The organism is Microbacterium trichothecenolyticum (assembly GCF_030818955.1).
In the GTDB taxonomy this organism is placed as follows: Bacteria; Actinomycetota; Actinomycetes; order Actinomycetales; family Microbacteriaceae; genus Microbacterium; species Microbacterium trichothecenolyticum_B.
Genome location: NZ_JAUTBF010000001.1, coordinates 2,640,017 through 2,653,623 on the forward strand (window position 1 = coordinate 2,640,017; position 13,607 = coordinate 2,653,623).

Genomic DNA, 13,607 nt, shown 5'->3' on the forward strand with positions numbered 1-13,607 from the left:
ATCTGAGTTATCCACAGGTTTTCCACACTGTGTAGAACTCCGTCGGGAAGTGCCCGTGAGAAGTCGTGTGAGCGACGCTACGCCCGGAAAAACGCGAGAGGCCCGCCCACCGATGGTGGACGGGCCGGGGGGGCCAGCGAGGCTGTCAGCGCATGCGTCCGAGCTGGCTCGTGATCTCGGAGACCTGGTTGAAGATCGAGCGGCGCTCCTTCATCAGGTCACTGATCTTCTTGTAGGCGTACATCACGGTGGTGTGATCGCGGTTGCCGAACAGCTGTCCGATCTTCGGCAGTGACAGACTCGTTCGTTCACGGCACAGATACATGGCGATCTGTCTCGCCGTCGCGACGGCCTGTGATCGACTCGATCCGTAGAGGTCGTCGACCGACAGCTTGAAATACTGCGCCGTCGCCGTGATGATGTCGGTCGGCGAGATGACGTTCGCATCGTCCTGGTCGATGATGTCGCGCAGCACCGTCTGAGCCAGTGACATGTCGAGCGTCGAACGGTTCAGACTCGCGAAGGCCGAGACGCGGATGAGCGCACCCTCGAGCTCGCGGATGTTCGATGAGACGACCGTGGCGATGTACTCCAGCACATCGTCGGGGATCAGCAGCCGTTCACTCTGCGCCTTCTTCCGCAGGATGGCGATGCGGGTCTCGAGGTCGGGCGCCTGCACGTCGGTGATCAGACCCCACTCGAAGCGGCTGCGCATGCGGTCTTCGAACCCGGTCAACTGCTTCGGGGGCAGATCGCTCGTGATCACCACCTGCTTGTCGTGATCGTGCAGCGTGTTGAAGGTGTGGAAGAAGGCTTCCTGCGTCTCTGCGCGGCCCTGCAGGAATTGGATGTCATCGATCAGGAGGATGTCGACATCGCGGTATCGGGCCTGGAAGGCCGAGCCGCGGTTGTTCGCGATCGAATTGATGAAGTCGTTCGTGAACTCCTCGCTCGACACGTAGCGGACCCGGATGCCTGCGTACATGCTGGCGGCGTAGTCGCCGATGGCGTGCAGCAGGTGGGTCTTGCCGAGACCGGAGTCGCCGTAGACGAAGAGCGGGTTGTAGGCCTTGGCCGGCGCTTCCGCGACCGCCACGGCAGCTGCGTGCGCGAAACGGTTCGACTGGCCGATGACGAAGTTGTCGAAGGTGTACTTCGGGTTCAGGCGGGTATCGCTGCGCGAGGCGGGCACGATGGGCTCGGGGGTCTGCTCGACGGCTGTCGTCGCCAGACTGCTGGCCGCCGGTGCCGCCGTCGACCGTTCTTCGGCGGGGGAGCTCGTGCGGTGCGAATCGATGAGATCGGGATTGACGACCACGCGGAACGTTCCGACATCGGGGTCGCTGCCCTGCACCTGCGCGAGCGCCTCGAGAATCGATGCGCGCATGCGTTTGTTGAACTGCGCGGCGGTCAGATCGTTGGGGACGTCGAGGTACAGGGTTCCCCCCATGACGCCCTGGGGAACGGCCAGGTTGAGGAAGCCGTGAAGCTGCGGCGTGACGCGGTCGTCGGTGAGAAGCTGGTCCAGCACGGCCGACCAGACGGGAACATCCGGTACTTCGTGCAAAGACATATCTCCCCTGGGACCTAGACGCGACGGCGATCGACGAGTCGCGTCGAACCTGTGGATAACTTCCGGGGCCACGCTAGTTCGCGGCTCTCGCGGAGCAAAATCCACTGTAAGACCCGGCCGCGTGTCTTTGCCACGCTTGTGGAGAGAGCCTGGGGATAATAAGCGGTCGACTTCCCGGTTTGAGTTAACGCCGCGCACGACGTAGCCTTAGTCGGTTGACTTATGCCTATACGGCAGTCCCGACCCCGTCCCCGGCAGAAGAGCATCGGGCGACACCACCTCCGGAGTGACCCATGAGCAAGCGCACCTTCCAGCCCAACAACCGTCGTCGTGCCAAGAAGCACGGCTTCCGTGCCCGCATGCGCACCCGTGCCGGCCGTGGCATCCTCGCCGCGCGTCGCGCCAAGGGACGCACCGAGCTCTCGGCCTGACAGCCCCGGTGATCGCGAAGCCGAACCGACTCACCCGCGGATCGGACTACAAAGCCACAGTCCGACGGGGCTCTCGCTGTGCCGGAGCGCACACCGTGACCTATGTCGGCTTGTCGGCTGAGACAGACCCGCCGCGTTTCGGCTTCATCGTGAGCCGACAGGTCGGCTCCGCGGTCACCCGCAACACTGTTCGCCGCCGCCTCAAGGCGGTGTGCGCCGAGGCGCTCCCGTCGATGCGCGGGGGCGCCTCCATCGTCATCCGGGCACTACCCTCGGCTGCCACCGTCGACTACTCCACGCTGCGCGCGGACGTCGTCCGGTGTCTGCAGCGCAAGGCAGCGGCATGAGTGCTTCGACTCTGCCGAGCTCGGCCACGGGGGCCGGTCGCCTCTCGCCCGATGCGGTTCTGGCAGCGCTCCCTCTCCTCCCCCCGGAACGCAGGTCTGGCTCTGCTCCACGCGTATCGGGCGACCATCTCGCACGTCTACGGCGACGTGTGCAAGTACTACCCCTCATGCTCCGCCTACTCGGTGGGCGCTGTGCAGCAGCACGGACTCGTCAAGGGCATCGCGTTCACCGCGGCCCGTCTCGCACGCTGTCATCCCTGGGCTCAGGGAGGCATCGACGATGTCCGTCCGCACCGCGCCTTCCGCCACGAACTCACTCCGCACGGTTTCGTCGTGCCTTCCCGAAAGGACTGATCGTGCAATTCGATCTCATTGGGACCCTCCTCTGGCCACTGAAATGGGCCGTCGAACTCGTGCTGGTGGGGTGGCACACGCTGTTCACCGCCGTTGGCCTGCCGCCGGCGGCGGGTCTGACGTGGGTGCTGTCGATCATCGGCCTCGTTCTCATCGTGCGCGCGGCGCTCATCCCTCTCTTCGTCAAGCAGATCAAGAGTCAGCGCAAGATGATGGAGATCGCTCCTGAACTGCGCAAGGTGCAGGAGAAGTACCGCGGCAAGAAGGATCAGCTCTCGCGTGAGGCCATGAGCCGCGAGACCATGGCGCTGTACAAGAAGCACGGCACCACCCCGGTTTCGAGTTGCCTTCCCCTGCTGGTGCAGATGCCGATCTTCTTCGCGCTCTTCAGTGTGTTGAACGACGTGTCCAAGCATGCGGCGAGCGGTGTCGGTGGTGTCGGCCTGCTCACCCCCGAGCTGACGACAGAGTTCTACGACGCGCGTCTGTTCGATGTGGCATCCATGCACGTGAACCTCGTGACGGCGTGGGGTCAGCCCGACGGCCAGGTCACCGTCGCCATTCTGCTGACGCTGGTCGTGCTCATGATCGCCTCGCAGTTCTTCACGCAGTTGCAGATCATCTCGAAGAACCTGTCGCCCGAGGCCAAGACCGGCCAGGCGTATCAGATGCAGAAGATCATGCTGTACATCCTGCCGCTGGCTTTCATCTTCTCGGGCATCTTCTTCCCGCTGGGTGTCGTCATCTACTGGTTCGTCAGCAACCTGTGGACGATGGTGCAGCAGTTCGTCGTCATTCGAGAGATGCCGACGCCGGGGTCCGACGCTGCCAAGGCTCGCGAAGAGCGCCTGGCCCGCAAGGGCAAGGCGATCGACGCGGCAGGCAAGGTCGTGCCGATCGAGAAGTACCACGCTGAGCAGCAGCGCCTCCTCGAGGAGGCGGAGCGTGCGCGCGCAGCGCAGCCGAAGCGCCAGCAGCCCGTCGGCAAGCAGCGTGCCAAGAAGCAGCAGTCCGCCAAGAACACCGGCGCGCAGGGGAGTTCCACTCCTTCGCCCGGCTCCTCCCCCGCCTCCTGACGACCCGAAAGATCCCGATGACGACGTCCGATCAGATCGCACCCGACCAGACCGCCGCCACCGAGGAGCAGCTCGAGCAGGAGGGCGACATCGCCGCCGACTACCTCGAGGGGCTTCTCGATATCGCCGACATCGACGGCGACCTCGCGCTCGACGTGCGTGCGGGTCGTGCCTACGTGTCGGTGGAAGCCGACCACGCCGACGCTCTGTCTCTGTTGTCGCATCCCGATACCGTTCAAGCCCTGCAAGAACTGACGCGCTTGGCCGTGCAGAACTCGACGGGACGTTTCTCGCGCCTCATCCTCGACATCGGCGGCTCGCGCGATGCACGACAGCGGCAGCTAGAGACGCTCGTCGACCGCGCAATCGCTCGCATCGATGAGGGCGCATCGCAGGCGTCGTTGCCGGCGATGTCCAGCTACGAGCGCAAGCTCGTGCACGACATCGCTGCCGCGCGCGGCTACTCCTCCGAGTCGTTCGGTGAGGGCGCTGATCGTCACACCGTGCTGCGTCGCGGCTGATCGGAATGCCCGAACAGCTCGAGCCCGAGCCGGCCGCCGCTGTCGCCCTCTTCGGCGACCGCATCGACACGGCGCGCCAGTTCGTTTCGGCTCTCGCGATGCACGGCGAGGAGCGAGGTCTGATCGGACCCCTCGAGGTGCCTCGTCTGTGGACGCGTCACGTTCTGAACAGCGTGATCGCCGCACCGTACTTCTCCGGTCGAGCGGTCGACGTGGGATCGGGAGCCGGGCTCCCCGGCCTGGTGCTGGCCATCGCCCGTCCGGACGTGGAATGGACGCTCATCGAGCCCATGGAGCGGCGCACGGCATGGCTCACGGAGCAGGTGTCGGCGCTGGGGCTCGACAACGTCACCGTCGAGCGGTTGCGCGGTGAGGAGTGGGATCGGGGACGCATCTTCGACGTGGTGACGGCTCGCGCCGTGAGCGCGCTTCGTACGCTTCTGCCCTTCACCGCTCCCCTGGCGCGACCGGGCGGTCGACTCGTGTTGCTGAAAGGCGCGAACGTCGCGAACGAGGTGGATGCCGCGGCCAAGCAGATCCGAAAGTACGGGCTGCAGGACGTGGCGGTCGAGGTGGTCGGCGAAGGCGTGCTCGACGAACCGACGCGCGTCTTCCTCGCGACCGTCGCTCGCTGAGGGCGTCACCGAATCGGGCGTACGAGCTCATCGGCTTTATGCACGCCGGTGTTCATTCATGTGAATATAAAACGGGCACGCTCTGATGCTTGTCGAGCCACACGGATGTCACGTCTTCGCTGCCGGCGCTGCGGTCGAGCGTCTCTGCATCCGCGTCGACGCGCGATCTAGGCGCTTTTGTCGATGCAACGGCGGCGCGGTGAAGATCGCTGATTTTCTCTGTGGATGGTGATGACCTCCGGGGCTTCTCGGGGTCTGCGGTGTCGTATGTTGCCTGACGTCCGCAGTCGGGCACATCCTCGGGTAATCGCTCTCTCGAGCTGAGGCGGCTACCCAGGAAGTCGGTCTGCCGCACGCTGGTCCGCGGTCAGGTGCTCGACTCGTCGCCTGGTCTTCTGCCTGGGTGCCATGGGTCTTTCGTGAATCGCCCCCGCTCGCTCTCGTCACGCTCCAGTCGTTTGCGATGTTTCACGTGGAACGTGAACGTCGCGCCCTCGATCAGCTGGGCCGACTCCCCCGCGACGAGTCGACACCATCCCTGGGTTGAGAACGGGGTTGAGTGTGACGACCAGCGCCTCCTCCGTCGTCGTCACATCACGATGCTGGCGCCGCGACCTCAGATCTGCTGAGGCTCGCCATGTCATCTGCCGTGATCGGCGCGTCGTCCATCGCGTGCTTATCCCCGGTGATCCCTACGGGCACGCGTGTGCACACCCAGCGATGTCGGAGGCAGGGAGGCTTCCCACTCGGAGACCCGTGCGCTTGCGGGCATCCTCTCGCGCTCGGCCTCGCACTGGAGGCGTGGGTCGGGTGACAGTGCTCCGCAGACCGAGACGACGAGCCAACCGTCTTCTCCCGCGTGCCACGGGTTGCGGCATCGCCCGGCATCCCCCGCATCTGGTTCCGCTGGTGAACGAGGATGCCGCCGACGACGGTGCCGTCGTCTCCCCGACGTGGGCGGTGAGGATTTTGGCTGTCGCGGGCGCTGTCGTTGGCAAGGACCTCACTCTCGTCATCCTGGCGATGCATGGCGAGGGAGGTGTACTTCAACGGGGTGGACACCTCCACAATCTCATTCCGCACGAACTCTGACGCACCGGCGTGGCTGAGAGCCCTGTCGGAGCCGGTTTCGACGATCCCTCCGCAGAGTGCGCAGCCCACGGCTGTGCGAGCATGCACGATGCGGGAATGGGGTGGAGCTCGCTCGCTGCACGAGGCCTCGGTGCCGTATTCAATGAGGGTGGTGTCGGCCGACAATGGTGGATCGACGATGCGTCATCTTGGCTTGTGCGACACGGACTGCGTGATCTCGTTCGACGATCCTCGTCGGGCCGAATGGACTATCGTCGCGGCCGAACGTGTACGGGGCGTTGAGACGGTGGGCAGGTGGAGAGATCGTCCTCGATCCCTGGGGTCGTCATGGAGTGAGTGCGTGCGAGTGGTATCGCTGTGAGCGCACGATGATCAGGACCTCTCCCCCGGCGCACTATCTCCGAATCCCGAAGCGGGCGACGACACTCCTCCGCAGGTGCTTTCCGTGTCGTGCACCTTGATGAGGTGGGTGGCGTGTGGAACTGTTGCGGACGTCGTGGTGCGGGATGCCCTTGATCCATAGGGTGGCTCATGCGGACAGTTCATCGTCCGGGAGGAGCTACGGGGGCGCGCCAGATGTCCCGTCTGCACGTTGCGTGTTTCACGTGAAACCGTATGAAGCGGTGATGGCGATCCGCCCTCACTTCACTCGAGGAACGTGGGCGACGTTCATGAGCACGACGCTTGCATGATGGGGTGGTGCTCCGGTGTGGCGTGAGCTGCTCGGCACGAACGCAATCCTGAAGAGAATCGAGGGGATCGCAGAGTCGAGACATCGACGGTGGATGCTGGTCGCGTTCCTCTGTTGACTCACGATGCGAATCCGCGCACGCACGAAATGCGGGAGCCACGTGTACGCGGTGCGAGGGGCGCGCGAGCATCCCGGGACGTGAGATGCGTCATGTCGGGACGTGTAATCGTGTTGTCGACCACCCGATAAGTCGTTGTCGTGTGTGGAGCGGTGACGGTGCGGATCGATGCTGACCGCAATGGGCGCCGGGGCACACCGTGCACGAGTTGTCTCACCGCGACGCGAGCGGCATAGGCAAGCACCCCTTTGCGATGTCACGCGGGCGCCCAGTGAATACCCAGCGAAGAGCCCGGATGACCCACGGGACGCGGCCGCCCTCTGGACGTACTGATCACCAACGCGATCAAAGAATGCAGCCTGCGCGCGCGAAGGTGTGGCGTCGCTGGTCGCCCCACTCTCGCGGCATGGCGTTGCCTTGCGCGTGGGCATAGCCCGGCCGAATGTGCTCGGTGCTCGCGAGCCGGGCGTGGCGTGCGGTCTGGGCGTAGATGAGGTGGTGGGGTATCGAAGTTGATGCGCGCGCTGAGGTTTTCGTGTCGCTTGGCGCCGCGCAGCTGTGGGTCGACAGATGATGCCTGGTTCGCGCCTCATCGCAATCTGATCGCGATCCAGAGGTGGCGTTCCGCGGGTCGTCAATGCTGAGGTAAACGAGCGTTTCACGTGAAACATATCCGCACGGGTCGTCGAGGCCTGGACTCGGCGGGCGGGCCGCGGCGTCAGGTGACGCAGGATTCATTCGCGGACGACTGCCGCAACGTTGCGTGGGTGGAATGTCGTGCGGGTAAGAGTCGCGCCCCGAGGTTACTCCGCGCGCTGGAGGATGCAGCAGATGGCACGCACGCTGTGAAGCGTGCAAGGGAAGGCGCGAAGCAGGGAACTGTCGATGTGCAGGCCGCGACCGCGTCAATCACGAAGGTGATGAGGTGAGCGGTAGACGCGAACAGGAGATGGCGCGGGACGGGGACAGTCGTCAGACCGAGACGAACCCGGAATGTCTCTGCCGGGCTGGATCACGGTGGGGCAATGATGGAGGGGCGCCACGGCGCTGGCCTGGCGGATGCAGGGCGGAGTGGCGCGTGCCTCGATTCGCCGCGGAACGAGGTCGTGAACGTGATCGGCAGTCTGCTGGGCGAGCGGCAGCTTGGGTCGACCAACAACCTCCGAGTGAGTTTCACGTGAAACACCGCGACACTGCAGGAACGACATGATGTACCTCCCAGCCGCAGGGCGGGCAGCGCACTCCGCTCGGACATTACGCAGGGCGCCCCGCGGAGACGGAAAGGTGTCGCTCTGGGGTGGCACACAACCAGGCACATGCGCATGCATCGGCGGTGACGAAACAGGGAGAAAAGCGACCCAGAACACGGACGTGCACCTCGGACATGGCGCTCTCAGCACGAGAAGCAGGCAGGGGGAAGGGGAGAGCGGGAGGAAATGGATCACACAGGCTCGGCGTGAGGAATGGGTCCCTGGGATTTCCGCCGCACCTGCATACCTGCCCATTGACACGAGGAGCAGGACGGTGAACGGCGGCGCAAGCCGGCTCAAATCCCGAGACCGAGGTCGGTCGTGAGGAGAACGTGCGACGGTACCGGCCACCGAGGCGCGCGTCCTGTCGCCGAAAGCAGTCTCGCGAGGATGCGTCTGTCGCGACAGCCCAGAATTGCCCGGCGGTCCGACGTGCGATGGTCGGAGGAATCGCGCGTCGCGGGGATACAGCCCGTGGAGAGGATGTGCACGCCAGGGAGTCGCGTGATGGCTGTGGCGCGGACGATGGGCGAGTGGCTGCGCGACTGCCCGCGCGGAGCTACGAGGAGGCAGGCTGGCGGCCAGCAGACCCGATCATTGTGGGTCCTTCCCCGGAGAGCAACGGGCGGGTGCGTCCGGGTGGGCTCGACTCAAGATGCTCGACTGTCCACGCGCGAGCGTTTCACGTGAAACATCGGACGGCGGAGGCTCGCGCGCAGTGAGCGCGGGCGTCCTCTGGTGATGGTGATGTCGCGAGGTGTGCACGTGATCCAACCAGCTCAGAGACGTGGGGGGCCTCCCCTGGGTGGGGTCACGGCACAGGATCCACCGACCGCCTCAGCTGTCTCGCGCTCCGATGTGTTGTCCATGCGAACGAGACCAGACGCACCCGCCCCCTGATGATGACGTGGATCCGACCACCCGTCGTCGAGGCCAGCGTGGGACGGCCGCCGATCACGGTCACGGCGGCAGATGGGCGGAGGTGACTTCGTTCGCAGTCGTCGCGATGTGATGACCCGCGTACCGAACGAGTGTGGCTCGAACCACCCATGCGGCTGAGCCGCGCGGCGAGCATGTGCTTCGTCGGGCCGTCCTTCAGCTCGGGGAAGGCTCGTGGCGCCGACACCGCGGTCGGGCGTGGGCGACAGGTGCGGGCGCACCGCCGCCAGCCCCAATCGCCCGCCCGGGAGCGCGGCGGCATGGGAGCGAGTCGACGTGGAGAAGATGGCACGGTGAGATCAAGCAGACGGGCCCCCGTGTCTGCGACACCGGCCGCGGTGGGCGCCTCACCGGGTCACGAGTGCAAGAGGTGCGCTGAGTAACCGCGGCCTCGTTGACGCTCGTCCCCTTGCTCTCCGCAGCTCTCCACGCCAACCTCCGCGCCCGTGGCATGCGCGCGTGAGTGGGTCATAAAGGAGCCGCCCCACCCTCGGAACCCTTGCGTGCGTCGACCGCACGACACTGATCCGGCGACCACGTCCGCGTGAACATGCGGCCCGGCGGGTGATCTTGCCAAGGGTGCGGGCACTCCAGCCGAGGAATGGCGCAGCCCCGGGTAGACTGGCGGAGTTGGCGACGGAGAGGTGTGTTTCACGTGAAACAGTCCGATGAGGCTCATGCGCCCTCATCCTTCGATGACTCTCCCATCGCCCGCGAGATCGCCGACTTGTCGGCGAGGCGCCGCGCTCTGGAATCTCAGAAGGTCGAATTCTCGGGCCGAACCCGCGTGTTCACAATCTCGAATCAGAAGGGCGGCGTCGGCAAGACCACGACCGCAGTGAACATCGCTGCCGCCCTGGTGTCGGTCGGCGCTCGAGTTCTGGTGATCGATCTCGATCCGCAGGGCAACGCGTCGACAGCTCTGGGCGTCGCTCACAACGCGGAAACGCCCAGCGTCTACGACGTCTTGATCGACGAGTTCCCGCTGGCTGACATCGTCCAGACGAGCCCGGAGTCGCCCAATCTGCTGTGTGCGCCGAGCACGATCCACCTCGCCGGCGCAGAGATCGAGCTGGTCTCGCAGGTGGCGCGAGAGCACCGGCTGCGCGGGGCGCTCATCGACTACCTGGCTATCGAAGACAACCACCTCGACTTCGTCATCATCGACTGCCCTCCCTCGCTCGGGCTGCTCACGATCAACGCCTTCACCGCAGCGGAGGAGGTCATGATCCCCATCCAGTGCGAGTACTACGCTCTTGAGGGCCTGAGTCAGCTACTCGGCAGCGTGAAGATGATTCAGAAGCACCTCAACCCAGGACTGCATGTCTCGACCATCCTCCTGACGATGTACGACGGTCGAACCCGACTCGCTCAGCAGGTCGCCGATGAAGTGCGCTCCCACTTCGAGCATGAGGTGCTAGAGACCGTCATCCCGCGATCGGTTCGCGTCTCGGAAGCCCCGAGCTTCGGCCAGACCGTCATCGCGTACGATGGCCAGTCAGCGGGGGCCATCGCTTACCGCGAGGCGGCCGTCGAGATCGTCGCACGCGACACCACGAAGAAGGGTGGCTCCTGATGGCCAAGAGGACCGGTCTGGGCCGCGGTATCGGCGCCCTCATCCCCACGGCAGAGCCTTCGGAGACTCGTCCTGTCGACGTGTTCTTCCCGGGAGCGCCCAGCTCCTCCAAGGGTGCCACTCCCCCGGATTCTGCCGACAACAGGGATCCGCTCGTCGCTGATGATCTCGTTTCGGTCCCCGGTGCCCGCCTCGTGCACATTGACCCGAAGGCGATCGTGCCGAACCCGCGGCAGCCGCGGACGCACTTCGATTCAGACGATCTCGCCGAGCTCATTCACTCCGTGCGCGAGTTCGGTGTGCTGCAGCCTGTGGTCGTGCGGGACAAGGGTGACGGCACCTACGAGCTGATCATGGGAGAGCGCCGTACTCGCGCGTCCCGCGAAGCCGGGCTGGAGACGATCCCGGCGGTCGTGCGTGAGACGGAGGACGAGTATCTCCTGCGCGACGCTTTGCTGGAGAATCTCCATCGCTCGCAGCTCAACCCGCTCGAAGAGGCGTCGGCATATCAGCAGCTGCTCGAAGACTTCGGGATCACCCAAGAGGAGCTGGCCACGCGTATCGGACGCTCGCGTCCGCAGATCAGCAACACCATTCGACTGCTCAAGCTCCCCGTCCCCGTGCAGCAGCGCGTGGCCGCGGGCGTCTTGAGCGCCGGACACGCACGGGCCATTCTGTCGCTCGACGACCCGCGTGACATGCAGAAGCTCGCGGACAAGATCGTCAACGAAGATCTTTCCGTTCGGGCAGCGGAGGCTGCGGCGAAAATGCCGGGCGTGACGCCGGTGCGGCAGAAGCCCCAGGCGGGCTCTCGTCGCAATGGGCTCGACAGCATCGCTGAGCGGCTGGGTGACCGTTTCGACACCAAGGTCCGGGTCACCCTCACGGCGAAAAAAGGCCAGATCAGCATAGATTTCGCCTCAATTCAAGACCTGAATCGCATTCTCGCCACCCTCGGCGAGGAGGGCTACACGGGCTGACCTCGCCCGTCCCGTTCGGCCGGCTTTCGTCGTCTGGGGTCCGGGTGTCGGTAGGCCGACGTACCCTGGATGAATGACGTCGAACGACCAGGGCCCGCGCCGGCGTGCCAGCCTCGAGCTGCTCCGTGCCGAGGCGTCCGACGAACTCGCGGTGCTCGTTCACGAGCGGCTGCGCGGCGGAGAAGATCCGTGGGACTTCATGGAAGATCTGCCGACCGTCGACGAGCTGGTCGTGTTGACGCTGCGCGCCGAGAACATCGCCGAGAACGGCGGCGTCCGTCCCACCCGAGCGCGCAACTACCGGGTCCTTCGCCAAATCGCCCTGGACTATCCCGCCCTCACACCCGCCGTGTGGCGCATTCTGGGCGACGAAGAGCCGCACCGCCGGTGGGACGCCAGCGTTCGACTCGACGCGTCCTGACGGGGCCTGCGGACAGTCCTCGCGTCGACGGCATGCCCCGAGCCGGTGAGCGCTGAATCACTACCGCGGGCTGTAGGTTCCGGCATCCTGAACCGGGCGAGCAACCCCCGAAACGATGAATCCCCGACGCCGAGGCGCCGGGGATTCATCGTGAAAGCGGAGGGCTCAGCCGATGAACGGCGCGAGGTCCTGCTCGAGCGCGTACTTCGGCTTCGCGCCGATGATGGTCGTCTTGACCTCACCGCCCTGGAAGACCTTCATCGCGGGGATCGAGGTGATCTGGTACTTCATCGCCAGATCCGGGTTCTCGTCGACGTTGAGCTTGAGGATCGTGATCTTGCCCGAGTTCTCGCTCTGGATCTCGTCGAGGACGGGGGCGACCATGCGACACGGTCCACACCACTCGGCCCAGAAGTCCACGAGAACGGGTCCGTCGGCCTGCAGGACGTCCTGCTCGAAGGTCGCGGAGGTCGTCGCCTTGGCGGTCATGTGCTTTTCTCCTTAAATGAGAGCGTCAGTGTTCTGAAACGCCGTCGACGGCGAGTTTGTTCCTTAGACGACCGCGGCGTCAGGGAGTCCCTCGAGAGGGCTTTCGGCGACCGCGGGCTCGCCGGCCTCGCCGCGAGCGGCGAGGAAGTGTTCGACGTCGAGAGCGGCCACTGTCCCGCTGCCCGCCGCGGTGATGGCCTGTCGGTAGGTGGGGTCGATGACGTCGCCGGCGGCGAAGACACCCTCGACCGAAGTGCGCGAAGAACGGCCATCGACCCAGATCGTGCCCTGGTCGGTGAGCTGCAGCTTGTCGTGCACGAGGTGCGTGCGCGGGTCGTTGCCGATCGCGACGAACAGGCCGTCCAGGGGCAGCTCGCGGACGCTGTCGTCGACCGTCGAGCGAAGACGGACGCCGTTCACCGCGTCGTCGCCGAGGATCTCGTCGACCGCGCTGTTCCAGATGAACTCGATCTTCGGGTTGGCGAAGGCGCGCTCCTGCATGATCTTGGAGGCGCGAAGCGAGTCCTTGCGGTGGATGATGTACACCTTCGACGCGAACTTGGTGAGGAAGTTCGCCTCTTCCATAGCCGAGTCGCCGCCGCCGACCACGGCGATCGTGCGGTCACGGAAGAAGAAGCCATCGCACGTGGCGCACCACGAGACGCCACGACCCGACAGACGGTCCTCGCCCTCGAGACCCAGCTTGCGATAAGCGGAGCCCGTGGCGTAGATGACCGACACGGCCTCTTCGACCTTGCCGCTGCCCAGCGTGACCTTCTTGACGGGGCCGTCGAGCTCGAGTGAGACGACGTCGTCGTACAGCACCTCGGCACCGAAGCGTTCGGCCTGCGCCTGCATCTTGGCCATGAGATCGGGACCTTGGATGCCGTCCGGGAACCCGGGGAAGTTCTCGACCTCGGTGGTGTTCATGAGGTCGCCACCGGCTTCGACGGAACTCGCGACGACGAGGGGCTCGAGGTTCGCTCGGGCGGCATAGATGGCGGCGGTGTAGCCGGCAGGTCCCGACCCGATGATGATGACGTGACGCACGGTTGCGCCTTCCTCTCGTTGATTCCGTCGGATGAAACCCATGCTAGCCGCGGGGTATTCCGCG

The 13,607-nt window shown here is 65.3% G+C and carries 12 protein-coding genes; 9 read left to right on the plus strand and 3 right to left on the minus strand.

Features of this window, described 5'->3' with window-relative positions; translation table 11 throughout:
- Positions 1 to 145 precede the first annotated feature (145 nt).
- On the minus strand, positions 146 to 1,573 hold the full coding sequence (gene dnaA / locus QE412_RS12500; protein WP_307484223.1) for a chromosomal replication initiator protein DnaA: 1,428 nt from the start codon (positions 1,571 to 1,573) through the stop codon (positions 146 to 148).
- A gap of 293 nt (positions 1,574 to 1,866) precedes the next feature.
- On the opposite strand from dnaA, the gene rpmH reads away from it, so the two are divergent.
- From rpmH to QE412_RS12545, 9 genes are all read left to right on the plus strand, one after another.
- Positions 1,867 to 2,004 (plus strand): 50S ribosomal protein L34, encoded by a 138-nt coding sequence (rpmH, locus tag QE412_RS12505; RefSeq protein WP_013584598.1) that lies wholly within the window; start codon positions 1,867 to 1,869, stop codon positions 2,002 to 2,004.
- Between the two features lie 8 nt (positions 2,005 to 2,012).
- On the plus strand, positions 2,013 to 2,351 hold the full coding sequence (rnpA, locus tag QE412_RS12510) for a ribonuclease P protein component (RefSeq protein WP_307484226.1): 339 nt from the start codon (positions 2,013 to 2,015) through the stop codon (positions 2,349 to 2,351).
- Between the two features lie 51 nt (positions 2,352 to 2,402).
- Positions 2,403 to 2,705, plus strand: coding sequence for a membrane protein insertion efficiency factor YidD (gene yidD, locus QE412_RS12515; RefSeq protein WP_307484228.1), 303 nt, complete (start codon positions 2,403 to 2,405; stop codon positions 2,703 to 2,705).
- Between the two features lie 2 nt (positions 2,706 to 2,707).
- Entirely contained in the window at positions 2,708 to 3,781 is a 1,074-nt protein-coding gene (gene yidC, locus QE412_RS12520; protein ID WP_307484229.1) for a membrane protein insertase YidC, read from the plus strand.
- 17 nt (positions 3,782 to 3,798) lie between these two features.
- A complete protein-coding gene (locus tag QE412_RS12525; RefSeq protein WP_307484231.1) occupies positions 3,799 to 4,302 on the plus strand; it encodes a Jag family protein in 504 nt (167 codons plus the stop codon).
- A gap of 5 nt (positions 4,303 to 4,307) precedes the next feature.
- Positions 4,308 to 4,937 (plus strand): 16S rRNA (guanine(527)-N(7))-methyltransferase RsmG, encoded by a 630-nt coding sequence (rsmG, locus tag QE412_RS12530; RefSeq protein WP_307484234.1) that lies wholly within the window; start codon positions 4,308 to 4,310, stop codon positions 4,935 to 4,937.
- 4,691 nt (positions 4,938 to 9,628) lie between these two features.
- Complete coding sequence (locus QE412_RS12535; RefSeq protein ID WP_373426549.1) at positions 9,629 to 10,603, plus strand: ParA family protein; 975 nt, start codon at positions 9,629 to 9,631, stop codon at positions 10,601 to 10,603.
- The gene (locus QE412_RS12540) at positions 10,603 to 11,583 is read left to right on the plus strand and encodes a ParB/RepB/Spo0J family partition protein (RefSeq protein WP_307484240.1); all 981 of its coding nucleotides are present in this window, start codon (positions 10,603 to 10,605) and stop codon (positions 11,581 to 11,583) included. Before QE412_RS12535 ends, QE412_RS12540 begins: the two co-directional genes overlap by 1 nt.
- A 73-nt stretch (positions 11,584 to 11,656) precedes the next feature.
- Positions 11,657 to 12,004, plus strand: coding sequence for a tryptophan synthase subunit alpha (locus QE412_RS12545; protein ID WP_307484242.1), 348 nt, complete (start codon positions 11,657 to 11,659; stop codon positions 12,002 to 12,004).
- A gap of 165 nt (positions 12,005 to 12,169) precedes the next feature.
- Here QE412_RS12545 and trxA read toward each other — a convergent pair whose 3' ends face one another.
- Complete coding sequence (trxA, locus tag QE412_RS12550; protein WP_058596206.1) at positions 12,170 to 12,493, minus strand: thioredoxin; 324 nt, start codon at positions 12,491 to 12,493, stop codon at positions 12,170 to 12,172.
- Between the two features lie 63 nt (positions 12,494 to 12,556).
- Positions 12,557 to 13,543 (minus strand): thioredoxin-disulfide reductase, encoded by a 987-nt coding sequence (gene trxB, locus QE412_RS12555; RefSeq protein WP_307484244.1) that lies wholly within the window; start codon positions 13,541 to 13,543, stop codon positions 12,557 to 12,559.
- Positions 13,544 to 13,607 lie beyond the last annotated feature (64 nt).

Bases quoted from the DNA above. Each gene is read 5' to 3' on its own strand.
- trxA (WP_058596206.1), bottom strand. From the start codon at position 12,493: ATGACCGCCAAGGCGACGACCTCCGCGACCTTCGAGCAGGACGTCCTG.
- dnaA (WP_307484223.1), bottom strand. From the start codon at position 1,573: ATGTCTTTGCACGAAGTACCGGATGTTCCCGTCTGGTCGGCCGTGCTG.
- rsmG (WP_307484234.1), top strand. From the start codon at position 4,308: ATGCCCGAACAGCTCGAGCCCGAGCCGGCCGCCGCTGTCGCCCTCTTC.
- QE412_RS12545 (WP_307484242.1), top strand. From the start codon at position 11,657: ATGACGTCGAACGACCAGGGCCCGCGCCGGCGTGCCAGCCTCGAGCTG.
- QE412_RS12535 (WP_373426549.1), top strand. From the start codon at position 9,629: ATGGCGCAGCCCCGGGTAGACTGGCGGAGTTGGCGACGGAGAGGTGTG.
- QE412_RS12540 (WP_307484240.1), top strand. From the start codon at position 10,603: ATGGCCAAGAGGACCGGTCTGGGCCGCGGTATCGGCGCCCTCATCCCC.
- rpmH (WP_013584598.1), top strand. From the start codon at position 1,867: ATGAGCAAGCGCACCTTCCAGCCCAACAACCGTCGTCGTGCCAAGAAG.
- QE412_RS12525 (WP_307484231.1), top strand. From the start codon at position 3,799: ATGACGACGTCCGATCAGATCGCACCCGACCAGACCGCCGCCACCGAG.
- yidD (WP_307484228.1), top strand. From the start codon at position 2,403: ATGCGGTTCTGGCAGCGCTCCCTCTCCTCCCCCCGGAACGCAGGTCTG.